The 24,671-nt window shown below is 73.6% G+C and carries 22 protein-coding genes; 1 reads left to right on the top strand and 21 read right to left on the bottom strand.

Going from position 1 to position 24,671, the window contains the following annotated elements:
• Positions 1 to 550: 550 nt before the first annotated feature.
• The 3 genes from AC1DWH_RS14170 to AC1DWH_RS14160 all read right to left on the bottom strand — a co-directional run bounded on the left by AC1DWH_RS14170 (position 551) and on the right by AC1DWH_RS14160 (position 2,977).
• On the bottom strand, positions 551 to 1,282 hold the full coding sequence (locus tag AC1DWH_RS14170; RefSeq protein ID WP_456844442.1) for an ABC transporter permease: 732 nt from the start codon (positions 1,280 to 1,282) through the stop codon (positions 551 to 553).
• A gap of 89 nt (positions 1,283 to 1,371) precedes the next feature.
• Complete coding sequence (locus AC1DWH_RS14165) at positions 1,372 to 2,121, bottom strand: ABC transporter ATP-binding protein (RefSeq protein ID WP_477094221.1); 750 nt, start codon at positions 2,119 to 2,121, stop codon at positions 1,372 to 1,374.
• A 40-nt stretch (positions 2,122 to 2,161) separates the two neighbouring features.
• Positions 2,162 to 2,977 (bottom strand): maleylpyruvate isomerase N-terminal domain-containing protein, encoded by an 816-nt coding sequence (locus AC1DWH_RS14160; protein WP_477094220.1) that lies wholly within the window; start codon positions 2,975 to 2,977, stop codon positions 2,162 to 2,164.
• Here AC1DWH_RS14160 and AC1DWH_RS14155 point away from each other — a divergent pair.
• Positions 2,976 to 3,422, top strand: coding sequence for a DoxX family protein (locus AC1DWH_RS14155; protein ID WP_477094219.1), 447 nt, complete (start codon positions 2,976 to 2,978; stop codon positions 3,420 to 3,422). The genes AC1DWH_RS14160 and AC1DWH_RS14155 overlap by 2 nt on opposite strands.
• Here AC1DWH_RS14155 and AC1DWH_RS14150 read toward each other — a convergent pair.
• The 18 genes from AC1DWH_RS14150 to AC1DWH_RS14065 all read right to left on the bottom strand — a co-directional run bounded on the left by AC1DWH_RS14150 (position 3,415) and on the right by AC1DWH_RS14065 (position 24,506).
• Complete coding sequence (locus tag AC1DWH_RS14150; protein ID WP_477094218.1) at positions 3,415 to 4,014, bottom strand: TetR/AcrR family transcriptional regulator; 600 nt, start codon at positions 4,012 to 4,014, stop codon at positions 3,415 to 3,417. The two genes, AC1DWH_RS14155 and AC1DWH_RS14150, sit on opposite strands and share 8 nt — an antisense overlap.
• 17 nt (positions 4,015 to 4,031) lie before the next feature.
• A complete protein-coding gene (gene araA / locus AC1DWH_RS14145) occupies positions 4,032 to 5,534 on the bottom strand; it encodes an L-arabinose isomerase (protein ID WP_477094217.1) in 1,503 nt (500 codons plus the stop codon).
• Positions 5,531 to 6,241 (bottom strand): L-ribulose-5-phosphate 4-epimerase, encoded by a 711-nt coding sequence (locus tag AC1DWH_RS14140; RefSeq protein WP_477094216.1) that lies wholly within the window; start codon positions 6,239 to 6,241, stop codon positions 5,531 to 5,533. The genes araA and AC1DWH_RS14140 overlap by 4 nt, the downstream gene beginning before the upstream one ends.
• Positions 6,238 to 7,815: a xylulokinase gene (locus tag AC1DWH_RS14135; RefSeq protein ID WP_477094215.1), complete on the bottom strand. Its 1,578-nt coding sequence runs from the start codon at positions 7,813 to 7,815 to the stop codon at positions 6,238 to 6,240. Before AC1DWH_RS14135 ends, AC1DWH_RS14140 begins: the two co-directional genes overlap by 4 nt.
• Before the next feature lie 128 nt (positions 7,816 to 7,943).
• Positions 7,944 to 8,924: a LacI family DNA-binding transcriptional regulator gene (locus AC1DWH_RS14130; protein ID WP_477094214.1), complete on the bottom strand. Its 981-nt coding sequence runs from the start codon at positions 8,922 to 8,924 to the stop codon at positions 7,944 to 7,946.
• Between the two features lie 37 nt (positions 8,925 to 8,961).
• A complete protein-coding gene (gene proC / locus AC1DWH_RS14125) occupies positions 8,962 to 9,792 on the bottom strand; it encodes a pyrroline-5-carboxylate reductase (protein WP_477094213.1) in 831 nt (276 codons plus the stop codon).
• Between the two features lie 87 nt (positions 9,793 to 9,879).
• Positions 9,880 to 11,877: an efflux RND transporter periplasmic adaptor subunit gene (locus AC1DWH_RS14120; RefSeq protein ID WP_477094212.1), complete on the bottom strand. Its 1,998-nt coding sequence runs from the start codon at positions 11,875 to 11,877 to the stop codon at positions 9,880 to 9,882.
• A complete protein-coding gene (locus AC1DWH_RS14115; protein WP_477094211.1) occupies positions 11,870 to 12,775 on the bottom strand; it encodes a hypothetical protein in 906 nt (301 codons plus the stop codon). The genes AC1DWH_RS14120 and AC1DWH_RS14115 overlap by 8 nt, the downstream gene beginning before the upstream one ends.
• A gap of 38 nt (positions 12,776 to 12,813) precedes the next feature.
• Complete coding sequence (locus tag AC1DWH_RS14110) at positions 12,814 to 14,046, bottom strand: ABC transporter permease (RefSeq protein WP_456844426.1); 1,233 nt, start codon at positions 14,044 to 14,046, stop codon at positions 12,814 to 12,816.
• A complete protein-coding gene (locus tag AC1DWH_RS14105; protein WP_477094210.1) occupies positions 14,043 to 14,774 on the bottom strand; it encodes an ABC transporter ATP-binding protein in 732 nt (243 codons plus the stop codon). The genes AC1DWH_RS14110 and AC1DWH_RS14105 overlap by 4 nt, the downstream gene beginning before the upstream one ends.
• On the bottom strand, positions 14,767 to 15,882 hold the full coding sequence (locus AC1DWH_RS14100) for an efflux RND transporter periplasmic adaptor subunit (protein WP_477094209.1): 1,116 nt from the start codon (positions 15,880 to 15,882) through the stop codon (positions 14,767 to 14,769). Before AC1DWH_RS14100 ends, AC1DWH_RS14105 begins: the two co-directional genes overlap by 8 nt.
• A 279-nt stretch (positions 15,883 to 16,161) precedes the next feature.
• Positions 16,162 to 17,709, bottom strand: coding sequence for a DUF7059 domain-containing protein (locus AC1DWH_RS14095; RefSeq protein WP_477094208.1), 1,548 nt, complete (start codon positions 17,707 to 17,709; stop codon positions 16,162 to 16,164).
• Between the two features lie 107 nt (positions 17,710 to 17,816).
• Positions 17,817 to 18,458, bottom strand: coding sequence for an endonuclease/exonuclease/phosphatase family protein (locus AC1DWH_RS14090; RefSeq protein ID WP_477094207.1), 642 nt, complete (start codon positions 18,456 to 18,458; stop codon positions 17,817 to 17,819).
• 3 nt (positions 18,459 to 18,461) lie between these two features.
• Entirely contained in the window at positions 18,462 to 19,127 is a 666-nt protein-coding gene (locus tag AC1DWH_RS14085; RefSeq protein WP_477094206.1) for a ThuA domain-containing protein, read from the bottom strand.
• 61 nt (positions 19,128 to 19,188) lie between these two features.
• Complete coding sequence (locus tag AC1DWH_RS14080) at positions 19,189 to 21,483, bottom strand: sodium-translocating pyrophosphatase (protein ID WP_477094205.1); 2,295 nt, start codon at positions 21,481 to 21,483, stop codon at positions 19,189 to 19,191.
• 165 nt (positions 21,484 to 21,648) lie between these two features.
• Complete coding sequence (locus AC1DWH_RS14075) at positions 21,649 to 21,984, bottom strand: STAS domain-containing protein (RefSeq protein WP_477094204.1); 336 nt, start codon at positions 21,982 to 21,984, stop codon at positions 21,649 to 21,651.
• Positions 21,985 to 22,041: 57 nt separating this feature from the next.
• The gene (locus tag AC1DWH_RS14070) at positions 22,042 to 22,695 is read right to left on the bottom strand and encodes an anaerobic ribonucleoside-triphosphate reductase activating protein (RefSeq protein WP_477094203.1); all 654 of its coding nucleotides are present in this window, start codon (positions 22,693 to 22,695) and stop codon (positions 22,042 to 22,044) included.
• Positions 22,692 to 24,506 (bottom strand): ribonucleoside triphosphate reductase, encoded by a 1,815-nt coding sequence (locus AC1DWH_RS14065; RefSeq protein WP_456844417.1) that lies wholly within the window; start codon positions 24,504 to 24,506, stop codon positions 22,692 to 22,694. Before AC1DWH_RS14065 ends, AC1DWH_RS14070 begins: the two co-directional genes overlap by 4 nt.
• Positions 24,507 to 24,671: the final 165 nt, after the last annotated feature.

The raw sequence follows: 24,671 nt of genomic DNA, 5'->3' as shown, positions 1-24,671 counted from the left end.
CGCGGCCCCGGTCCACGCCGACCGGCCCACGTCGCGCACCCGGGGCACCGGGGCGCGAGTCCCGCCGGGTTGCCCCGGCGGGTGGTTCGTCCGAATGTTAGCGCTCACATTCGGTCCCGTGGCGGCGTTTTCAGGTTGCATTCCGGTCACAGTGGGAGCGCGACGATGACCGGTCCGCTCAGGGGTGTGACCGGACCGGCCATGACGACGGCCCCGCGGCGCGTCAGCTCTCGCGCAGCGCACCGGTGTGGCGACGGGAGCGCGACCACACCCTGCGGGCGGCCGCGGAGGTCACGCGGGACTCTCCCGGACCGCTGCCGGGGCGCTCGCCGGGCGACCCGGACCAGACGAGAACGGCAGTTCGGCACGAGAACGGCAGCATGAACTGCCGTTCTCGTCGCAATGTGACGTTCTCGCGGGACGGCGCCGCTCCCGCCCCCGCTCGGCGGGGTAGGCGGCGGAGCCGCAGGGGTGCGGGATCTCTCGTGCGGCGGCCTGCCAGAGGTCCCACGAGTCGGGCTGCGGTGGCGGCCCCCGGGTCGGCGCCGGGTCAGGGGGTGCGGCGGCGGAGGGTGGCGCCGCCGACCAGGAGGGCGCCGACGATGAACAGGGCGATCACGCCGACGTCGCCGCGGACGTCGGTCCATGTCGCGCCGGCGGCCAGCTGCTGCATGGCGTCGAGCGCGTAGGTCAGGGGCAGGACGCGGGAGATCCACTCGAGGACCGTCGGCATCTCGTCGCGCGGCATCAGCAGGCCGCAGGTGATGAGCTGCGGGAACAGGACGAGCGGCATGAGCTGGACGGCCTGGAACTCGGTCTTCGCCAGGGCGGACGCGCCGAGGCCGAGCGCGCACCCGAGCACCGCGTCGAGCACGGCGACCAGGATGACGAGCCCGATCGGGCCGGCGACGTCCATGCCGCAGACCCACACGGCGAACCCGACGATCACCAGCGCCTGGACCGCCGCCAGCACCGCGAACGCGAGGGCGTAGCCGATGACGACGTCGCCCCGGCCGATCGGCAGGGTCATCAGCCGCTCGAGGGTGCCGGAGGTGCGCTCCCGCAGGGTGGCCACGCTGGTGACCAGGAACATCACGACCAGCGGGAAGAGGCCGACGAGCAGGGGCCCGAACTGGTCGAGGACCGGCGTGCCGTTGAACATCCACGCGATCAGGCCGATGAGCAGGCACGGCAGCAGGACGACGAGGGCGATCGTGCGCTTGTCGTGCCGCAGCTGCGTGAGGACCCGGCGCGCTGTGGCCGCGGTGAGCATCGGCGTCAGCCCGGCGCGGGCCCCCACGTCCGTCGGGGCCTGAGCCGCGGGCGACCGGTCGGCGCGACCGGCGGTGGCCGGCTCGGTCGGTGTGGCGCTCATGCCGCCGCCCCCGTCCCGCCGTCGCGGGCGACCGCCTGGTCGACCAGGGTGAGGAACGCCGCCTCGACGTCGGGGGCGCCCGTGTCCGCCAGCAACTCGTCCAGGGTGCCGTCGGCGAGGACCGACCCGCCGCGCAGGAGGATCAGCCGGTCGCAGCGGGCGGCCTCGTCCATCACGTGGCTCGAGACCAGCAGGCTCACGCCCGAGCGGCTCAGTCGGTGGAACAGGTCCCAGAGGTCGCGGCGCAGGACCGGGTCGAGGCCGACTGTCGGCTCGTCGAGGACCAGGAGGTCCGGCCGCCCGAGCAGCGCGATCGCCAGCGAGACCCGCGAGCGCTCCCCGCCGGACAGGGTGCCGATGGACTGGCCGGCGTGCGCCACGAGGTCGACGTCGGTCAGCGCCCGGCGGACCCCCGCGGCGTCGACACCGAGGATCGCCGCCGCGTACCGCAGGTTCTCGGTGACGGTCAGGTCCGCGTACACGCTGGGCGCCTGGGTCACGTAGCCGATGCGCCGCCGCAGCGAGGCGGAGCCGGCCGGGCCGCCGAGCACGGTGACGGTCCCGCCGGCGACCACCTGCGCGCCGACGACCGCCCTCATGAGGGTCGTCTTGCCGCTGCCACTGGGCCCGATGAGGCCGACCACCTGGCCCGCCGGCACCGTCAGGTCGAGCGACTCGATCACGGTGGTGCCGCCGCGCACCACGTGCAGCCCGCGGATCGCGATCGCCGCGCCGTTATTCCCCATACGGGGAATTGTGCTCCTCCCCCGTCCCCGGAGGCAAGGGCTATTGCGTCGAGTCGACGATGACGTCCCGGAGCCGCGCGATCGCCGTCGGGTCGCCGTCGTGCTCGAGCACGTCGGCCGAGCCACGCCCCCAGAGCCACAGCTCGAGGTCCCAGGCCCGACCCGAGACGGTCGCGGTCACGTCCTCGTCCTCCCCCTCCCACGGAGCGCCGCCGACCAGCTCGGCGCACGGGTCGTCGTACTCCTTGCCCGTGGTCGGGGACGTGCCGCGGAACCGACCGAACGCCATGACCCACTCGCGGCCGGCGTCCGTGGCCTCGAGCCGCACGCGCAGACCGTCGGGCGCGAACGTCGCCCACTCGGGCAGCCCGGTGACCATCACACCCAGCATCTCGTCGACACCGTCCGCGGCCAGCTCGACCCCCGGATCGGTCACCGGCACGCCCGCGGTCTGCTCGGCGTCGACCCGGTGCACCAGGGCCTCGTGCGCCTGCCGGCGGAACACCCACCCGACCGTCCCACCCGTGGGCGACCACGACCAGCACGGGTCCGCCGGGTCGCTCGCAGCGAGCGCCGCCAGCAGGGCGTCGGTCCGCGTGCGCAGGAAGGCGACCAGCTGGTCGTCGGGCCGGCGCTCCGTCTCCGCGACGTCGTCGGGCCCCGCGAGGCCGTGCGCCACGATCTGCGACCAGAAGTCCTGCACCTCACCCAGGTGGAAGGCGAGGTCGGCCGCCGACCAGTCCGCGCACGACGGGACCTCCGCCGTCGCGGGGGCCCGGTCCAGGGCGTCGGCCGCCCGGGCCGACTCCTGCGCGATCACACGGGCGTAGTGCTCGGGCGCGAGGTCGAGGTCCATGCTCGGCACGCTACTCAGCACCACCGACACCCGGGCGGTCCGGTTACCGTGGCGCGTGCTCTCCTCGACCCTGCGCCGGCACGCCCCGGCGATCGCGCTCGCCGCCCTGCTCGGGACCTCGGGCGTCCTGCACCTGCGCCGGCCCGGCATCTTCCGCCCGCTGATCCCCCGCCGCCTCGGCGACCCCGACCCGTGGGTGCTCGGCAGCGGCGTCGCGGAGCTCGCGTGCGCCGCCGCGCTCGTCGTCCCGGCGACGCGCCGCGCGGGCGGGCTGGCGTCGGCGGCGCTGCTGGTGGGCGTGTTCCCGGGGAACGTGACGATGGCGGTCCGGTCCCGGCCGGACGCTCGGTCGTGGGTCGGCCGCCCGGCCGTCGCGTGGGCGCGGCTGCCGCTGCAGGTGCCGCTGGTCGCCTGGGCCGTGGCGGTCGCCCGAGGGGCTAGGTGAGCGGTCCCGCGAGGTAGCGCTGCAGCGTCGGACCGACCAGCGCGGCGACCTCGTCGACGGACAACGACGCCAGCGGCTCCAGCCGCAGCACGTGCCGGGCCAGCAGCACACCGGCGACCTGCGACGCCACGAGCGAGACCCGCAGCTTCTGGTCGGGGGGCGGGAGCACGCGCACCACCTGCCCGAACACCTCCCGGGACACGTACCCCATGAGCGCCTCGGCCCGGACCTCCCCGGACGACATCCCGGCGAACGCGACCCGGAACGCGACTCCCCCGTCGGCCTCCCACACGCCCAGGACGGCCGTCACCAGCCGCTCGCCCAGGCCCTCCACGCCGCCTGCGGCGATGCCCCTCGCGATCACCGCGGGGTCCGCGCCGGCAGGGATCATCCCCGCGGCGAACAGCTCGGACTTGTCGCGGAAGTAGTGCCGGACCAGCGCGGGGTCGACGTCCGCCCGGCGCGCCACGGAGCGCATGCTCGCGCCGTCGTAGCCCCGCTCGGCGAACTCGTCGCGCGCGGCCGCGAGGATGGTGCCCCGGGTGTCCTCGCCCGCGGGGCGGCGGCCGCGCGGGCGAGGAAGGGTCGACATGGCCCCCAGCGTAGGAGTCAGAACCCCTGGGCCAGCCGGAAGTAGACCTGGTTCCAGCGCACCTGGTCGCGGAACGCGCGGCGCGTGGTCGACTCGTCGATGACCAGGAGCTCGGTGCGGGCGATCTCCGCGAAGTCCTCGAACGCCTCGACCCCGACGGCCGTGGTGAGCACCGTGTGGTGCGCTCCCCCGGCCGTGAGCCAGGCCTCGGCGGACGTGCGGAAGTCGGGCCGCGGCTCCCAGACCGCCCGGGCGACGGGCAGGTGCGGCAGGTCGGCCGTCGGCGGCACGACGTCGACGACGTTCGCGGTGAGGCGGAAGCGGTCGCGCATGTCCGCGAGCGAGACGACGACGCCCACGCCGGGGTCGGCGTTGAAGACCAGGCGGACCGGGTCCTCCTTGCCGCCGATGCCGAGCGGGTGGATCTCCAGCGTCGGCTTCGCGGTGGTCAGGGTCGGGCAGATCTCGAGCATGTGCGCGCCGAGGATCCGCTCCGAGCCGGGCGTGAGGTCGTAGGTGTAGTCCTCCATGAGCGACGCGCCGCCGGGCAGGCCGGCGCCCATCACCTTGGCCGCGCGGACCAGGATCGCCGTCTTCCAGTCGCCCTCGGCGCCGAAGCCGTACCCGTCGGCCATCAGCCGCTGCACGGCCAGGCCCGGGAGCTGGCGCAGGTCGCCGAGGTCCTCGAAGTTCGTCGTGAAGGCCTTGGCACCCAGCGACTCGAGCAGGGTCCGCAGCGCGATCTCCTGCCGGGCGCCGTACCGCAGGGACTCGTGGCGGTCGCCGCCGGCCCGCAGCTCCGGGACCACGTCGTACAGGTCCTCGAACTCCGCGACGAGCGAGTCGACGTCGGTGTCGGCCACCGCGGCCACGGCCGCGACCAGGTCGTTCACGCCCCAGGTGTTCACCGAGACGCCGAACCGCAGCTCGGCCTCGGTCTTGTCACCCTCGGTCACCGCGACGTTGCGCATGTTGTCGCCGAACCGCGCGAGCTTGAGCTCGTGCGTCGCCGCCCAGCCGGCGCAGGCCCGGACCCAGGTGTCGATCGAGGCGGTCACGGCCGGGTTCGACACGTGCCCCGCGACCGTCTTGCGCGCCGCGCCGAGCCGGGTCGCCATGTATCCGAACTCGCGGTCGCCGTGCGCGGCCTGGTTGAGGTTCATGAAGTCGAAGTCGATGGTGTCCCAGGGCAGCTCGACGTTCGCCTGCGTGTGCAGGTGCAGCAGCGGGGTGCGCAGCGCGTCCAGGCCGGCGATCCACATCTTGGCCGGCGAGAACGTGTGCATCCAGACGATCACGCCGATGACGGCGTCGTCCGCGTTGGCCTCGAGCGCCGCGCGGCGGATCGCGTCGGAGTCGGTGAGGACCGGCTTCCAGACGAGCGTCGCGGGCAGCGCGTCGCCCAGGACCCGCGCGATCTCCTGCGACTGCGTGGCGACCTGCCGCAGCGTCTCCTCGCCGTAGAGCCCCTGGCTCCCGGTGAGGAACCAGATCTCGCGGTCGGCGTAGGGCTTGGTCATGAGTCGGTCTCCGTGGTGTGGGCGGGCTGCTGGCCGTAGACGTGCTGGTAGCGGGCGTAGAGGGAGTCGATGTCGGGCTGCGCGATCGGGATCGTGTCGCCCAGCTGCCGGGCGATGTGCACCGTGCGGGCCACCTCCTCGACCATCACGGCGGCCTTGACGGCGGCCTTGGCGTCGCGCCCGATGGTGAACGGGCCGTGGTTGCGCATGAGGACCGCGGGGCTGCGGGAGTCGCGCAGGGTCTCGACGATGCCGCGACCGATCGAGTCGTCGCCGATGAGCGCGAACGGGCCGATCGGGACGTCCCCGCCGAACTCGTCGGCCATCATCGTCAGCACGCACGGGACCGGTTCGCCGCGGGCGGCCCAGGCCGTCGCGTAGGTGGAGTGGGTGTGCACGACCCCGCCGACGTCGGGCATGTGGCGGTAGACGTAGGCGTGCGCGGCGGTGTCGCTCGACGGGGCACGGGTGCCGTCGACGAGGTTCCCGTCGAGGTCGCAGACGACCATCGACTCGGGCGTCAGCTCGTCGTACGTCACGCCTGAGGGCTTGATGACGAACAGGTCGTCGGGCCCGGGGGCCTCCCCGACGAGTATGCGCTGCGAGACGTTGCCGGCGGTCCACACCACGAGCCCCCAGCGCGGGAGCTCCGCGTGGAGGGTGGCGACGACGGCGCGCGTGCGCTCGATCTCGTCCTTCGTGCTCACAGTGCCTCCACCGCGGCCTGCTCGACCGCCAGCCCGGCGCTGTAGCGCGCGAGGTAGGCGTCGAAGCCGCGGACGTCGTCGTCGTCGGGCGCGATGGTCACGGACTCGGCGCCGCCGAACACCCGCTCCTCCAGGTACGTGCTGAGGTCCTGCTCGGACGCGGCGCCGAGGTAGGCGGCGAGCACCGCGATCCCCCAGGCACCGCCCTCGCCCGCCGTGCTGCCGACCGTGACCGGCGCGCCGACGGCCGCGGCGAGCAGCCGCTGGGCGACGCCCTCGGTCCGGAACAGCCCGCCGTGCGCGAACATCGAGTCGAGCTCGACGCCCTCGTCGGCCAGCACGCGCATCCCCAGGCTCAGCGTGCCGAACGCGCCGTAGACCTGCGTGCGCATGAAGTTGGCGAGCGTGAGCCGGCTGTCGGGGGTCCGGACCACGAGCGGGCGGCCCTCGGCCAGGCCCGTGATCGGCTCGCCGGACAGGTAGTTGTACGCCAGCAGGCCGCCGCCGTCCGCGTCGCCCTTCAGGGCCTCGCGCAGCAGCGTGCCGAACACCTCGTCCGCGCTGGTCGGCTGCCCGAGCGCCGCGGCGAACTGGCCGAACACGTCGGCCCACGCCCCGAGCTCGCTGGCCCCGTTGTTGCAGTGCACCATCGCGACGAGGTCGCCCGAGGGTGTCGTCACCAGGTCGAGCTCGTGGTGCACGCGCGCCAACGGCCGCTCCAGCACGACCATGGCGAAGATGCTGGTGCCGACGCTGACGTTGCCGCTCCGCTGCGCCACCGCGTTCGTCGCGACCATGCCGGTCCCGGCGTCGCCCTCGGGCGGGCACAGCGGGATCCCCGCCTGCAGCGTGCCCGTGGGGTCGAGCAGCGCTGCCCCGGCCTCGGTCAGGCGGCCGGCGTCCTGGCCGGCGAGCAGGACCTCGGGCAGCAGGGGCTCGACCTCGCCGGGGTACTTGGCCAGCAGGCCGGCGTCGTACGTCTTGGTCGCGGGGTCGATCGGGAACATGCCCGACGCGTCCCCGACGCCCAGCACCAGGCGGTCGGTCAGCTTCCAGTGCACGTAGCCGGCGAGCGTGGTGAGGAACCGGATCTGCGGCACGTGCGGCTCGGCGTCGAGCTCCGCCTGGCGCAGGTGCGCGATCGACCAGCGCAGCGGGATGTTGTAGCCGAACAGCTCGGTGAGCTCGGCAGCGGCCGGCCCTGTGCTGGTGTTCCGCCAGGTCCGGAAGGGGACCAGCAGCTCGCCCGCCGCGTCGAACGCGAGGTAGCCGTGCATCATCGCGGAGACGCCGATGGCCGACAGGTTCGCGGGGCGGACCCCGTGCTGCTGCTCGGCGTCGTCGAGCAGCGCGGCGACGGCCTGCTGCAGCCCGGTCCAGACCGAGTCGAGGTCGTAGGTCCACACGCGGTCGACGAACTGGTTCTCCCAGTCGTGGCTGCCGCTGGCGAGCGGGGTGTGGTCCGGGCCGATGAGGACGGCCTTGATGCGGGTGGAGCCCAGCTCGATGCCGAGCACCGTCTGACCTGCGGCGATCGCCGCGCGAGCGTCAGCGCCGGGGGGGTCGACCGTCATCACGCGGCTCCGTTCGATGCGTCACGGACCGCGGCGGACACCGGCGGCCGAGAGATATGTTAGCGCTAACATCGGGTGTTCTGACCACACTCGGCAACGAGTGGGATCGACGCTGGTCCGGGCGATCCTCAGGGGTGGCCCAGCGAGCTCGCGCGCACCACCAGCTCCGCCGGGATCTGCTGCCGCAGCACATCCTCCCCCGCGAACGCGGCCTGCAGGGACGCGACCGCCAGCCGCCCCAGCGCCCCGAAGTCCTGCCGGACGGTGGTCAGCGGCGGCGTGTAGTGCGCGGCCCCGACCTCGTCGTCGAACCCGACGACGGCGACGTCGGCAGGCACCCGGACGCCCCTCTCCCAGAACGCGTGCAGCAGGCCGAGCGCGAGCTGGTCGTTGGCCGCGAAGATCGCGCGGGGCAGCCCCTCGTCGGCCATCCGCAGCCCCAGCTCATACCCGTCGGCGGCGTCCCAGCCGGCCTCGATGTGCTCCGGGGCGCCGGGACCGCTGACCTCGCGCCAGCCGGCCAGCCGGTCCTGGGCGTCGAACCAGTCCTGTGGACCGGCGACGTGCACCACCTCGGGGAAGCCCTGGTCGAGCAGGTGCTGCGTGGCCAGCCGGGCACCGTGCCGCTGGTCGACCCCGACGGCGTGCAGGTGCGCCTCCGCGGGCAGGTCCGACGCCGACGAGATGAGCACCACCGGCACGGGCGACGCGATGGCGGCGATGGCCTGCGCGACCTCGGTCGTCGGCGCGATGATCGCGATGCCGTCGACACCCTGGCCCAGGAAGTGCTCGACCGCCGTGTGCATGCTGTCGCCGTCGAACTGCCGGATGGTCGCGACCGACACGAACCACCCGACCACCCGGGCGGCCTCCTCGAGCCCGACCAGCGTGCTCGTCGGGCCGTAGAGGGCCGTGGCCGGGGTGACGACCCCGAGCGTGCCGGAGCGCCGCGTGACCAGGGCGCGGGCGGCGCTGTTGCGGCGGTAGCCCAGGGTCGCGATGGCCTCGGTGACGCGGTCGCGGGTCTCGGGCCGCACGCTCGGATGGCCGTTGAGCACCCGGGAGACGGTCTGGTGGGAGACGCCCGCGAGCGCCGCGACGTCGCTCATCGCCGGCGGGCGTGCCGCTGCGTTCACCGGTCGCTCATCAGTACTGCTGGCCGAGCGCGCGCGAGCGGTCCCGCGCAGCCTGTGCCGCCGCCACGACGCCCGCCCGCACCCCGTGCGCGTCGAGCACCTGGACGGCCGCGACCGTGGTGCCGCCGGGCGACGAGACCCGCTCGCGCAGGATCGCGGGGTGGTCGCCGGACTGGGCCGCCAGCGCCGCGGCCCCCTCGACCGTGGCCACCGCGAGCTGCGTCGCGAGGTCCCGGCTCAGGCCGAGCAGCACGCCGGCCTCCGCCATCGCGTCGATCAGGTAGAACGCGTACGCCGGCCCGGACCCCGAGATCGCGGTCACCGCGTCGAGGTCCTTCTCCTCCACCCGGACCACGAGCCCGGTGGCGGCGAGCATCTTCTCGACGAGCACCAGGTGGCCCTCGGTCGCGTGCGTCCCGGCGGCGATCGCGCTGGCTCCCTTGCCGACGACGGCCGGCGTGTTCGGCATGACGCGGACGACCGGCTGACCGAGGTTGAGCCGCTTCTCATAGCTGGAGATCGGCAGGCCGGCCGCGACGCTGACGACGAGCTCGCCGCCGCGCAGGGTCTGCTTGATCTCGTCGAGGACCGAGGCGACGACGTTCGGCTTGACCGCGAGGAGGACCACGTCGGCGCGCGCGGCGGCGTCCGCGTTCGACGCCCCGGTCCGCACCCCGTAGCGGCCGGCGAGCTCGTCGGCGCGGGGCACGTAGCGCTCGGTGATCTCGACCTGCTCGGGCGCCCATCCCGCGGTCAGCAGCGCGCTGAGCAGCGTCTCGCCCATCACCCCGCCGCCCAGCACCGCGACCTGCGGCGTGCCGCCGGTGGCCTCGTCGGTCATCGTCGTCCTCCCGTCCGTGCCGCCGGAGGGCGACGCCGCGAGCCTACCGACGCGGAGCCGCCCACCGGCGCGCACGCGACGGACGGGCTACCCGTTCGGGTTGGCACCCCCACCGGTGAAGCCCGCCGGGGGGCCGCCCTGGCCGCCACCGTCAAACACGAAGCCGGCCGGGGGACCCTGGTCGGTCGAGTCGCCGCCCAGGCCCGACAGGCCCGACGACGTGCTCGACGTGCTGGACACGATGGCCTGGTCGTTGTCCGCGAGGACCACCTCGTCGCCGGCCGAGAGCCCGTCGGTGATCTCCGTCCGCTCGGCGCCGACCGCGCCGCGGGTGACCGTGACGTCCGTCGGGGTGCCGTTCTTCAGCACCTGGACCGTGACGGTCGCGCCGTCGACGTGGACCGCGGACGTCGGGACCGTGAGGACGCGGTCGGCACCCGCGACCGAGAGGTGGACCTGGGCGGAGGCGCCGTCGTAGAGCGTCGCGTCCGTCGGGTCCAGGGCCAGCTCGACCGTGTACGCCGGGTCGGCCGTCGTCGAGGTGTCGAGGACCCCGATGCTGCTCACCGTGCCGGTCAGCGTCGTGTCCGTGCTCGGTGTGGTCACCTGCGCGGTCTGGCCGACCGTGACGATGTCGATCTTGGTCAGCGGGACGCTGGTGGTGACCGTGTAGCCGTCCGGTCCGAGGACCGTGATCACCGCGGTGGTCGACGACGCCGAGACGGAGTCGCCCACGGCGAGCGAGACGGCCGCGACCGTGCCCGCGATCGGGCTGGTGAGGTTCGAGAACGGGAGCCGGCTCTGCGCCAGCGCGACGTTCGCCTCCTGCAGGTCGAGCGCGGCCTGGTCGGCCAGGATCGTCGCCGCCGTCGCCACCGTCGTCGTGCTGCCGCCGGACGGCGTGCTGCTGCTGCTGCTGCTCGACGACGGTGTGCTCGTCGTGGGTGTGCTGGTGGTCGGCGTGCTGGTGGTGGCCGGCGTGCTGGTGGCCGACATGCTGGTGGTCGGGGTCGTCGTCGACGGGGTGCTGCTGGTCGGGGTGGTCGTCGACGAGCTGGACGCGATCGCCTTCTGCAGCGCCTGCACGGCCTGGTCGAGCGCGTCGGCGAGCGTCATCAGCGCCTGCTGCTCGGTGTCCGTGGCCGTCTGCGCGTCGAGGGCACCCGAGAGCGCGGCCTGGCAGTCGGCGAGCGCCTGCTCGACGGCCGTCGGGTCAGGGTCTGTCGTGGAGTCGTCGGTCGTCGAGTCGTCGGCGGTCGGCGCCGGGTCCGAGGTGGTCCCGACCGTCGAGGTCGGGTCGGGCGTCGGCGTGCCGTCGCCCGAGTCGCCGCCCGAGGCGTCAGCCGGGTCGTCCCCGGTGACGTCGGTGCCGACGACCGCGAGGAACGCCGCGCACGACGCCTGCGACGCCGTGACGCTCGCCCCGCTCGTCGCGAGCGCGTCGGCGGTCACCGTGTACTGGTCGAGCAGCGCCTGCTGAGCCTGCTGGACGTCGGCCGCCGCGTTCGCGACCGCCGGGTCCGTCGAGTCGGCGCCCCCGTGCGGGTCGGCGCCGGTCGCCGGGGCTGACGGGGAGGCCGACGGGGAGGCCGATGCCGACGGGGTCGACGACGACTTGGCGGAGGATGACGAGCTGGCGGACGAGCTCGACGAGGACGACGAGGTCGACGCCGTCTGCGAGTCCAGGTCGTCGCTGAGCTGCTGCTGGGCGTCGGCCAGGTCGGCCTGCGCCTTGTCCACGGCGTCCTGCAGCGCGCCGGTGTCGAGCGTGGCGAGCACGTCCCCGGCCGCGACGACCTGGCCGACGGACACGTTGACCGTCGCGACCGTGCCGTCGACCGAGAACGCCGCGTCGCGACGGCTGACCGAGGCGATCGTGCCGACGGAGTCGACGATCTGCTCGACGCTGCCCGTCTCGGCGGTCGCCGTGCGGTAGCGGCTGTCCTCGGGACCCCCGAGGGCCAGGGCGACACCGCCGCCCGCGGCGACCAGGACGACGGCACCGGCCGCGGTGAGGGCGACGATGCGGCGCCGACGGGCCCGGCGCCGCAGCGCGACCGAGGGGCGGGTGGTGGCGTCAGGCATTGCTGCCGCCCTGCGTGGAGCCGTCCTGCGTGCCGCCCTGACCGCCGCCCGGGAACCCGCGGCCGCCGAGCATGCCCGTGGTGCACTGGCCGTCGGTGGGCGCCGAGACGGTGATGCTGGTCGCGGTGACCTTGCCGCTGTCGTCGGCCTGGCCGCGGGCGCTGGCGCACTGCCCGACCACCACGGCGGTGGCGTCGGCCGCGACCGACTTCGTGTAGGTCGTGGCGTCCGTGACCGTGACCGTGCGGGACGTCGTGGCGTCGTCCTGGCCGGTGACCTCGACGGTCAGCGTGCTGCCGTCGATCGCGGTGACCTTGCCGGCGGCCACGCCGTTGAAGGCCCGCATGCCGCCACCGGGAGCGCCCGACGGCATGTCGGTCGGAGCGCCGGACGGCCGGTCGCCCGCCGGCATGCTCGGCATGTCGGTCGGGGCGCCGTCGGGCCGCTGGCCACCGCCGGGTCCGCCGCCGAAGCCACCGGCGCAGGTGCCGTCGTCGGACGCGGTCGTGAGCTGGATGCCGGTCGCGGCCAGCGGGGCGGTCGCGTCGGTGTCCGTCGAGGTGGTCGCCGTCGAGACCGCGACCACGCACGAGCCCACCGTGACGTCGGAGAGCGCACCGGCCACCGACGCCGTGAACGTGGTGTCGTCGGTCCAGGTCACCGCGGTCTGCGCGTCCGTGGACCGGACCTGCATGACGGTGCCGTTCACCGACGCGATCTCGCCGGAGGTACCGCCGCCGCCGGGTCCGGAGCGCTGCGCCCCGTCGCCCTGCTGCTGCTGGGGCGCCGCGGAGGTGGCGGGAGCAGCGGCCTGGGAGGCGCCGGCCGAGCAGCCGGCGAGCACGAGGACGGAGACGGCGGCGAGCGCGGGAAGCAGCCGGGTGGTCACGCTGGACATGGGAAGGCTCCTTGCTGGGGGGTGGGAGGTGCGCACGGCTACTCGGCTCGCAGCGCGTCGATGGGGGCCAGCCGTGCGGCGCGGGTGGCGGGGTAGACCCCGAACACCAGGCCGATGCCCATGGCGACGACCACCGAGCCGGCGACCGCGCCGCCGGACACGACGACCGAGCTGCCGAGCAGGCTGGGCAGGAGCTGCGCCGCGGCGATGCCGAGCGCGGCACCGAGCACGCCACCGGCCAGGCCGAGCACGCCGGCCTCGACCAGGAACTGCCGGCGGATGGCCCACGGCGGGGCGCCGAGCGCCTTGCGCAGGCCGATCTCGCGGGTCCGCTCCGTGACCGAGACGAGCATGATGTTCATGACGCCGATGCCCCCGACCAGCAGCGAGAGGGCCGCGATGCCCGTGAGCAGGACGGTCAGCGTCTTGTAGACGGCGGTCGCCGTGGACACCAGGGCGTCCTGGCTGTTGATGGTGAAGTCGGCGCTGTCGGCGGACGTGATCCCGTGCAGGTTGAGCAGCAGGGCCTCGGCCTCCTGGTAGGCGGCGTTGAGCTGGTCCGTCGACGCGGCCTGCACGTAGATGGTCGAGACCGCGTTGCGGTCCTGGCCGCCGACGAGGGTGTCCGCGGCCGTCGACATCGGGATGACCGCGACGTCGTCGAGGTCGCTGTCGCCGCTGGCGCCCTGAGCCGCCAGCACGCCGACCACCCGCAGGTCCGTGTCGCCCACGGTCACGGTCTGACCGACCACGCGGGTGGAGCCGAACAGCTCCTGCGCGGTCTCGGGGCCGAGCACGACGACGTCCGCCCGGGAGTCCACGTCGTCGGCCGTGAAGAACGACCCGGAGGCCATCGTGCGGCCGCGGACGTCGAGCCAGTCGGCGCTGGTCCCGGTGACGGCGGTCGTCCAGTTGGTGTCGTTCGCCTCGAGCGAGGTCGACGTCGTCTTCTCGGCCGCGACCTTGCCGATGTCCGGGGCGTTGACCGAGGAGTCCAGCGCCGCGGCGTCGGCGGTGGTCAGCGTGGTGCGCGACCCGAACCCGCCGCGGACGCCCTCCGTGCTGGTGCTGCTGCCCGGCTTGACGATGAGCAGGTTGCTGCCCAGCTGGCTGATCTGCTCGCTGACGTCCTTCTGCGTGCCCAGCCCGAGGCCGACCGTGAGGATGACCGCGGCGATGCCGATGAGGATGCCCAGCACCGTCAGGATCGAGCGCATCGCGTGCGACGTCACCGCCGACCAGCCGGTGCGCAGGGTCTCGCTCCAGGTCATGCCGCACCCCCGACGATCAACCCGTCGTGGACGCGGACGACGCGCTCGGCGCGGTCGGCCACGTCGGCCTCGTGCGTGATGAGGACGATCGTGCGTCCCTGCGCGTGCAGCTCGTCGAAGAGGGCCAGGACGTCGCTGGTCGAGGTCGAGTCGAGGTTGCCCGTCGGCTCGTCGGCCAGCAGGAGGGCCGGTTCGCCGACGAGGGCGCGGGCCACCGCGACGCGCTGCTGCTGCCCGCCGGACAGCTCGCCCGGGCGGTTGTCCAGGCGGTCGCCCAGTCCGACGCGCTCGAGCGCGGCCGCGGCCCGTTCCCTGCGCAGGGCCGCGGGCACCCGCCCGTAGACCAGCGGGAGCTCCACGTTGCGCCACGCGGACAGCGACGGCAGCAGGTTGAACTGCTGGAACACGAAGCCGATGTGGCGGTTGCGGATGTCCGCGAGGTCGATCTCGTCGAGCTCGCCGACGTCCTCGCCGGCCAGGTGGTACGTGCCGGCGCTCAGCGTGTCCAGGCAGCCCAGGATGTTCATCAGGGTCGACTTGCCCGACCCCGACGGCCCCATGACCGCCACGTACTCGCCCTGCTCGATCCGCAGGTCGATGCCGCGCAGGGCCTCGAACTCGATGCTGCCGGACGTGTAGGTCTTGCGGACGCCGACGAGGTCGATGACCGGCTCGTTGCCGTGGGCCTCGGGCGCCGCCTCGAAGTACGGCAGCGTCAGCTCAGCCATTCGTCTGGCCGCCCTGCTGGAGATCCGGGGGGCCGCCCTGGAAGCCTCCCGGGGGGAGCTGCCCGTCCTGCTGGTTCTGGTTCTGCCGGCCCGTGCCGCCCGAGCCCGGCGTGAACGTGGCGAGCACGACCTCGTCGCCCTCGGCCAGGCCGGCCGTGATCTCGGTGAGGTTGCCGGACGTCTCGCCCGTGGTGACCGTGACGTCGACGGTCTTGCCGTCGGCGTCGACCTCCTTGACCGTGGTCGCCCCGTCGGTCCCCGTCGTGACCGCGAGGCTCGGGATGGTCAGCACGTCGGTGCGGCGCTCGTAGACCAGCGCGACGTCGGCCGCGACCCCGTCGTGCAGCCCGGCCTGGTCGCCCGTGACCGCGACGGTCACCGGGTAGGCGGCGACGCCCGAGTCGCTGGTGGACAGCAGGCCGATCTCGCTGATGGTGCCGAAGATCGGGGTCGTCGCACCGTCGAGGGTGACCTCCGCCTGGTCGCCGACCGCGACGAGCGCGACGTCCGCGTCGCTGACCGTGACGTCGACCTCCCACGCGTCGGTGCCGACGATGGTGAACTGCGCGGTGCTGGTGGTCCCGGTGCTCGAGCCCGAGGGGGCGTTGCCCGTCGACCCGCCGCTGACCGCGTCCCCGACCTCGAGGTTCACCGCGGTGAGCAGACCGGCGACCGGAGCCGTCAGGGTCGCGCCGTCCATCGCCGTCTGCGCGGTGTCGACGCCCGACTGCGCCACGTCGACCTGCGCCTGCGCCGCGGCGACCTGCGCGGTCCCGGACGCGTCCGACAGCTTGGCCTGCGCGCTGGCCAGCGTGGCCTTCGCCTGCAGCAGGTCAGCGTTGAGCTGCAGGGTGTCGACCGTGGCGAGCGTCTGCCCGACCGTGACCGTCTGCCCGACCGCCACGGGGACCGCCGTGACCGTGCCGCTGACGTCGAAGCTGACGTCCTGCTGCACCGACGGGGTCAGCGTGCCGCTGCCGCTCACCGACTTCTGCATCGTGGTCAGGCTCGCTGCGACCGTCCGCGTGATCGGCGCGGCCGACGCCGCGGAGGCGTCCCTGATCCCGAACCACCAGACGGCCGTGGCGACGAGGCCCACGAGGACCACGGCCGTGACCGTTCTCGTCAGCGGCGTCGTCCGCCTCCATACGTGCTGCATCGTCTTCCTCACGTCGACCCGGCCTTGTGACCTGGGCCGAACGTAGGGAGGCGTGCTGGATCGGCCTTAGCACCGACCTGTGGCGAGCCTGTGAGTCGCGAGCCCCACTGACGTCCGCGTTCGTGCGGGCTCCCACCCGCACGAGTGCGGACGTACGCGTTTCCTCCGCGGGGACGTCCGCGCTCGATGAGGTTCTGACCCCATCGAGTGCGGACGTTGCGAGGTTGCTCAGTCCGCCGGCAGCAGCAGGCCGTCGCGGACCAGGCCGCGGGCCGACGGGAGGACGTCCGCCGCGACCGCGTCGGCGCCGACCTCCAGCAGGGCGCCCAGCGCGTTGATGATCTGGCCGACCGTGAGCTCGCCGTCGCAGACGCCGACGAACCCCGCGAGCGCGGTGCCGGCCTGGACCGTCCGACCGAACCCGCCGCCCTGGCGCAGGATCACCACCTGCGGGTCGACGGTGCCCGGCGTGAAGTAGCGCTCCTCGGTGACGTCCGGCGCGACGACGAGGCGCTGACCTGCGAGATCGTCGTCCGTGAGCGAAGCCAGCCAGTCGTGGGCCGCCAGTGCGTCCGCGAACACCGGGCCGAGGGGCTGGCGGACCGTCCCGGTGACCTCCTCGAGCCGGCGCAGGGACAGCTCGCCCTGCGGCTTGCGCAGGGTCACGATGCCGAAGCCGATGCCCTCGACGTCCCGCGACGCGAAGTCGTCGAGCCACTGCCCGTACCGCTGCGCCCACGCCGCCCGGTCGCGGTCGGGGGTCGTGCCGCCGTCGCGGATCCACGTCTCGGCGTACTGCGCGGGGTCCTGCAGCTCGCGCTGCACCACCCACCCGTCGAGCCCGCTGGCGTCGAGCCACGACCCGACGCGCTCGTGCCACTGCTCGCCGCGCCGCACCTCCCAGTTGCCCAGCAGCTGCGCGACCCCGCCGGGGGCCAGCACCGCGCCGACGCCCTCGACCAGCTCGCGCACGATCGCGTCGCCGGCCCGTCCGCCGTCGCGGTACTCGTACGACGGCATCCCGGGCGTGCGCGGGGTGATGACGAACGGCGGGTTGCTGACGACGAGGTCGAACCGCTCCTCGGCGACGGGCTCGAGCATCGACCCCTCGCGCAGCTCCAGGCGGTACCCGTCCAGCCCCGCGAGCTCCGCGTTGAACCGGGCGAAACCGAGCGCCCGCCGCGAGATGTCGGTGCCGACGACCCGTCGGGAGTGCCGCGACGCGTGCAGCGCCTGGATCCCGCAGCCGGTGCCCAGGTCGAGCACGTGGTCCCGCTCGTCGCGGACCGTGACCTGCGCCAACGTGGTCGACGCCCCGCCGACGCCCAGCACGTGGTCCGTCCGCAGCGCCGTGCCCGTGGCCAGCTCGCCGAGGTCCGACGTGATCCACCAGTCGACCTCGCCGCCGCCGTCGACCGCCGTGTACGGGCGGAGGTCGACGCGCGCCCGGACCTCGTCGCCGTCGGCCTCGACAAGGCTCAGCTGCTGGGCGCCGGCCACGCCGAGCGTCGGCAGCGCGCGCTCCAGGCTCGTACGCGCGACGGTCTCGCCGAGCAGGAACGCGCGGATGAGGACCGCGACGACGTCGTCGGCGACCGCGGCCGTCGCCCGCAGCGCCGGGACCGGCTCCTCGCGGTGCAAGGCGTCGGCGGCGACGGCACCGAGCACCTCCTCGACCCCGGCGACGCCGTAGTCGGAGCTGCGCAGGTCGTCGCGGAGCGCCGCGACGAGCGCGGCATCGGGCCGGGGCGCGCCGGGCGCGGAGTCGTGAACCACGCAGCCATCATCCCCGGCCCCGGCCGCACGGCCACCGCGACCACCGGCAACGTCCGCACATCCGGTCGCTGGGACGCTCGATCGTGCGGACGTCCCGCAGAAGCCGGTCAGACCGCGAGGTCGACGATCAGCGGGCGGTGGTCGCTGGCGTGCAGGACGGCCGGGTCGGACGGGATGGTCGGCGACGACGTCACGAGATCCGGCGACGCGAGGATCGCGTCGATGCGCTGGCGCGGCTCGACCGCGGGGAACGTCGGTCCGCCGGAGGGATCTGCGTCGACCAGCACGGCGGTGAGGGCCGCCCACGCCGGCCCGTCGGGGAGCTCGTTGAGGTCGCCGAGGACGACGGTGCGGGAGGCCGGGACGTGGTCCCGCAGGACGACGGCCAGGTGCGCGGCGCGCTCGACGCGGAGCAGGGAGAGGTGGACGACGACGAACCGGATCCCCTCGACGGTGGCCACCGACACGCCCCGGCGGGTGGTCCCGGGCCGCCACGACAGCCGCACCGCGCCGGCGCCCGACACGCGCAGTGCCGGGGCGACCAGCAGCGCGGTCGTCCGGGCACCGTGCCCGTTCACCACCGGCCGCAGGCCGACCGCGCGGGCGAACCGGGCCAGCCGCCGGCGACCCAGCAGACCCCGCGGCGGCTCCTGGACGGCGAGCACGTCGGGTGCGGCGGCGCGGACCACGGCAGCCGCGGCCGGGGCGGACAGGTGCAGGCCCTTGAGGTTGTACGTCATGACCCGCATGGGTCAGGAGCCTGCCAGCAGCCACCTGATCTCGCGCAGGAACAGGTCGACGCGGGACGGGGAGTCGTAGGACCGGACGTCGTGCCCGAGGGCGTCGTAGACCACCCGGCCCGGTCCCGGCGCCACCCAGACGACCGGGTGCTCGGCGCCCTCGTGGTCGGCGACGACCAGCACGTGCACGTCGGGCGAGACCTCCAGGTCGAGGTACCGCTCGTCGTCGGCCTCGACGACGAGCAGGCCCGCGGTGACCGGGTGCGACGGGTCGACCACGCGGAACGACGCGCGCCCGTGCGGCGGGTGCCACGACGTCCCCTCGACCCACCGACCGCCGAGCAGGGAACTCCAGGTCGGCGAGTCGGCGAACGTGTTCGCCGCCTGGTGCAGCCCGAGCACGGGCACGCCCGCCGCGAGGAGGGCCGCGAGCCGCGCGTGGAACCCGGCCCAGTCGTCGTCGGACCCGTCGAACGAGGGGTCGGACCGCCCCGAGCCGGACGCGACGACCACCAGGTCCGGCGTGAGGTCGTCGAGCGCGGTCGGGACGGTGCCGCGGACGGTGGACGACAGACCTTCGTCGGCGATCAACGACGCGACCCGGTGGGCGATCGCCGCGGTGTCGTGCCACGGGTCCTCGTAGCGGCCGTGGCCGGCGAGGACGAGCGCGTGGGGCATGGACCCTCCCTGGAGGGACGACGATGCCCCCGACCGGAGCCGGGGGCATCGTCGTCGATCGTCAGCCGGCGAGCGCCTTCTCGGCCTCGCGGGTCAGGTCAGCCTCGTCGGCTCGCGCCGCACGAAACCGAGACATGACGACGGCGCCGCCCGCGACGAGCGCGGCGACCACGGCGATGCTGATGCGAGCCGTCGTGTTGGCGTCGGTCCCCACCGAGACGGCGACCACGGCCGGGGCGATGAGCAGCGAGACCAGGTTCATCACCTTGAGCAGCGGGTTGATGGCCGGGCCGGCGGTGTCCTTGAACGGGTCACCCACGGTGTCGCCGATGACCGCCGCCGCGTGGGCGTCGGACCCCTTGCCCCCGAAGTTGCCGTCCTCGACGATCTTCTTCGCGTTGTCCCAGGCACCGCCCGAGTTGGCCAGGAAGACCGCCATGAGCACGCCGGTCGCGATGGCCCCGCCGAGGAACCCGGCGAGCGGGCCGACCCCGAGGCCGAACCCGACGGCGATCGGCGCGAACGCCGCGAGCAGCCCGGGCGTCGCCAGCTCACGCAGGGAGTCACGCGTGCAGATGTCGACGACCTTGCCGTACTCGGGGCGCTCCTCGTAGGTCATGATCCCGGGGTGCTCGCGGAACTGGCGACGGACCTCGAAGACGATGGCCCCCGCCGCGCGGGTCACGGCGTCGATGGCCAGGCCCGAGAACAGGAACACGGTCGCACCGCCGAGGATGACCCCGACCAGCGTGACCGGGCTGATGATGCTGTAGTTGAGCATCGAGGCAGTGATGTCGCCCGTGACGTCCCCTGCCGTGCGCAGCGCGCTCGACACCGCCTCGGCGTACGACCCGAACAGCGCGGTCGCGGCGAGGACCGCCGTCGCGATGGCGATGCCCTTGGTGACGGCCTTCGTCGTGTTGCCGACGGCGTCCAGGTCCGTGAGGATCTGCGCGCCCTCGGGGCTGACGTCCCCGGACATCTCGGCGATGCCCTGCGCGTTGTCGCTCACCGGCCCGAACGTGTCCATGGCGACGATGACGCCGACCGTGGTCAGCAGGCCGCAGCCCGCCAGCGCGATGAGGAACAGGGACAGCGCCACCGAGCCGCCGGCCAGCAGGAACACGCCGCAGATGGCCGCGGCGATGATGCCCGCGGTGTAGACGGCGGACTCGAACCCGACCCCGATGCCCGACAGGACCACCGTGGCCGCGCCGGTGAGCGTGGTGCGCGCGACGTGCAGCGTCGGCTTGCTCGTCGTGCCGGTGAAGTAGCCGGTGACCCAGAGGATGATCCCGGCCAGGACGACGCCGATGGCCACGGCGACCGAGGCGATCAGGCGCGGGTCGCCGGGGTGCGTCTCCAGGCCGGCGGTGCCGCCCGTGAAGTCGGCGAACGTCGACGGCAGGTAGACGAACGCGGCGATGGCCGAGAGGCCGACACCGACGAGTGCCGAGATGTAGAAGCCGCGGTTGATGGCCGCGAGGCCGCTCTCCGCGCCGCGCACCCGCGTGATGAACACGCCGAGCACCGCGACCAGTGCGCCCATCGCCGTGACGATCAGCGGGAAGACGAGACCCTGCTCGCCGAACGCCGCCTTGCCCAGGATGAGCGCCGCGACCAGCGTCACCGCGTAGGACTCGAACAGGTCCGCGGCCATGCCGGCGCAGTCGCCCACGTTGTCGCCGACGTTGTCCGCGATGGTGGCCGCGTTGCGCGGGTCGTCCTCGGGGATGTGCTTCTCGACCTTGCCCACCAGGTCGGCGCCCACGTCGGCGGCCTTGGTGAAGATGCCGCCGCCGACCCGCATGAACATGGCGAGCAGCGCGGCCCCGAAGCCGAAGCCCTCGAGCACCGACGGCGCCTGGGCCTTGTAGATGAGGACGACGGACGCGGCGCCGAGCAGGCCGAGGCCCACGACGCTCATGCCCACGAACCCGCCGGTCCGGAACGCGATGCGCGCGCCCTCTGCACGCCCACCCTCCTGCGACGCGGCGGCAGCCACCCGGACGTTGGCCCGCGTGGCCAACCACATGCCCAGGTACCCGATCGCCGCGGAGAACCCGGCGCCGACCAGGAAGAAGACCGACCGGCCCACCTTGACCCCGCTGTCCCCCGGCAGCAGGAAGAGCAGGGCGCAGACGACGACCGCGAAGAGGGCCAGGGTGCGGAACTGCCGGCTCAGGTACGCCGCAGCCCCTTCCTGGACCGCGCGCGCGATCTCGCGCATGGACTCGGTCCCCTCACCGGCCGCGAGCACCTGACGGCGCAGCACAACGGCGATGAGCAGGGACGCGACCGCAACGGCCGCGATGACACTGACGATCGTGATGCTCGTTGACCCGAGCTCGACCATGCATCCTCCTCGGACATCAGCGAGGCCCCCCTGACCGCGCCCGTCACGCAGCCCCGTTGCTGTGCGACCCGGTGAGTCTAGCCAGCAGATGTGACGTGGATCGCACCACCACGCGACGGTCGTGGGACGCGCTCGAACCACGTCACGATCACGCCGACGGGCGGCTCACGCGCTGAGGGCGGCCTCGACCGTCTCGTGCACCGTGAACACCTGCAGCAGCGCGGTGATGCGGAAGACCTTGAGCAGCCGCTCGGAGTCGATCACCAGCTGCAGCTGCCCGCCCGCGAGCCGGACCTTCTTCAGGGTGCCGACGAGCACGCCCAGGCCGGTCGAGTCCATGAAGGTGACCGCGCGCAGGTCGATGACCAGGTCGGTGCGGTCGCGGTCGAGAAGCTCCGCGAGCTGGTCGCGCATCGCGTCGGCGGACGACACGTCGATCTCGCCCTCGACCTCGACGACGGTCCGGGGACCGATGTCCCGGCTGGTCACACGCACATCCACGCGGGTCCCCTCTCTGGGGGCAGTCAATCAGAGAGGACGCCCCGCGACGAGGGCGGGTTACCCCGGCAACCGCTGTGCGTGGAGGAGGGCCGCCCGGTACTCGCTCGTCGTGCCGTCCGGGCGGGCCGCCTGCAGGACGTGGTCGCGCACGCCGAGGTCGCGCAGGGCCGCCTCGAGCCTGGCCACCTCGTCGGGGTGCAGGACGGTCGGGTCGACCGTCGTGCGCACCTGGAGGTCGACGCCCGAGTCGAGGGCGACCCGCAGCGAGGCGAACGCGGCGTCGGCGCTCGTCGTCGGCCCCCCGACCCGGGTGATCGCGCGGTAGAGGTGCGCCGGAGCCTTGATGTCGAGGCCCACCCAGTCGACGTGCGGCAGCACCGCGGCCAGCCGACGCGGGTAGATGCCGGCCGTGTGCAGACCGACCTGGAACCCCTCGTCACGGACGCGGCGCGCCGCGTCGGCCAGCCCCGACTGCCTCGTCGGCTCCCCGCCGGAGAACACGAGGCCGTCGAGCAGCCCGTGCCGCCGGTCGAGCAGGTCGAGGACGTCGCGCCACGGCACCTGCCCGGGCGCCCGCGGGTCGAGGATCGCGGAGTTGTGGCAGTACGTGCACCGCCACGGGCAACCCTGCAGGAAGGCCGTCGCGACGAGCCGGCCGGGCCAGTCGCACGACGACAACGGGACCAGCCCGGCGATCGCGAGGCCGTTCATACCAGCACGGCCTCCCGGAACGGTGTCCGCTCGGCATGCTCGCCCTGCTTGCCCACGTTGAACGAGCTGACCGGCCGGTGGTAGCCCATGACCCGCGTCCACACCTCGCAGACCACCGGCTCGGCCCCGGGGCACTCGTCGGCGCACCGCGGGCAGGTCGGCTGCTCGCCGGCCAGGTAGCCGTGCCGCGGGCAGATCGAGAACGTCGGCGTGACCGTGAGGTACGGCAGCCGGAAGCTCGACAGGGCTCGGCGGACCAGCGTCCGGCACGCGTCCGGGCTCGACAGCCGCTCCGCCATGTAGAGGTGCAGGACCGTGCCGCCGGTGTACTTGGTCTGCAGCTCGTCCTGCCGCGAGAGGGCCTCGAACGGGTCGTCGGTGTACCCGACCGGCAGCTGCGAGGAGTTCGTGTAGTACGGGTGGTCAGGCGTGCCGGCCTGCAGGATGCCGGGGTACCGGCGCAGGTCCTCCTTGGCGAACCGGTACGTCGCACCCTCGGCCGGCGTGGCCTCGAGGTTGTACAGGTGGCCGGTCGCCTCCTGCAGCTCCACCATCCGCGCCCGCACGTGGTCGAGCACCCGGACGACGAGGGCGTGGCCACGGTGGTCGACGATCCCGTAGCGGTCGCCCGTGAGGTTGCGGACCATCTCGTGCAGGCCGTTGACCCCGATCGTGGAGAAGTGGTTCTCGAGGGTGCCCAGGTAGCGGCGGGTGTACGGGAACAGGCCGTCGTCGATGAGCCGCTGGATGAGGGTCCGCTTGAGCTCGAGCGACGTGCACGCGAGGTCGATGAGCCGGTCGAGGCTGGACATCAGCCCGTCCTCGTCGTCCTTGTGCAGGTACCCGAGCCGGGCGCAGTTGATGGTCACCACGCCGATCGACCCCGTCTGCTCCGCGGACCCGAACAGCCCGTTGCCGCGCTTGAGCAGCTCGCGCAGGTCCAGCTGCAGGCGGCAGCACATCGACCGCACGTCGCCGGGGTTGAGCTCGGAGTTGAGGAAGTTCTGGAAGTACGGCAGCCCGTACTTGGCGGTCATCGCGAACAGGCGGTCGGCGTTCTCGCTGTGCCAGTCGAAGTCCTTGGTGACGTTGTAGGTGGGGATGGGGAACGTGAACACCCGGCCGGACGCGTCGCCGTCCGTCATCACCTCGATGTACGCCCGGTTGATGAGGTCCATCTCGTGCTGGAGCTCGCCGTACGTGAAGTCGCACGGCTCGTCGGCCACCAGCGGGACCTCGTCGCGCAGGTCGTCGGGGCACGTCCAGTCGAACGTGAGGTTGGTGAACGGCGTCTGGGTGCCCCAGCGGGACGGCACGTTGAGGTTGTAGACCAGCTCCTGGACGCCCTGCAGCACCTGCTCGTACGACAGGCCGTCCAGCCGCACGTACGGCGCCATGTAGGTGTCGAACGAGCTGAACGCCTGCGCGCCGGCCCACTCGTTCTGCATGGTGCCCAGGAAGTTGACCACCTGCCCGATCGCGGAGCTGAAGTGCCGGGGCGGCCGGGCGTCGACCTTGCCGGGGACGCCGTTGAGGCCCTCCTGCAGCAGCGTGCGCAGCGACCAGCCCGCGCAGTACCCGGACAGCATGTCGAGATCGTGGATGTGGAGGTCGCCGTCGCGGTGCGCGCGGCCGATCTCGTCCGGGTAGACGTGGCTGAGCCAGTAGTTGGCGACGACCTTGCCGCTGGTCTGCAGGATCAGCCCGCCGAGCGAGTACCCCTGGTTGGCGTTGGCGGCCACCCGCCAGTCGCTGCGGTCGAGGTACTCGTCGATCGACGATCCCACCTCGACGACCACTCGCTCGGACATGTCTGGGCACTCCTCGTCGTCGGGGATCGGGTGCGCCAGTTCTATGCCCGGGGTCGTCCGCGCCAGGGGGACCTACGTCCCGACTCCGGCCGCTGCGCCACGGGTGCCCGGCGTGTCGCTCGGAACGCCCCGACGCGCCCCCGGCGTGTCGCTCCGGCGGCCCCC

The sequence above is a fragment of the Cellulomonas sp. P2_F12 genome, assembly GCF_056403775.1.
This window is presented reverse-complemented; position numbering and strand designations above follow the sequence as displayed.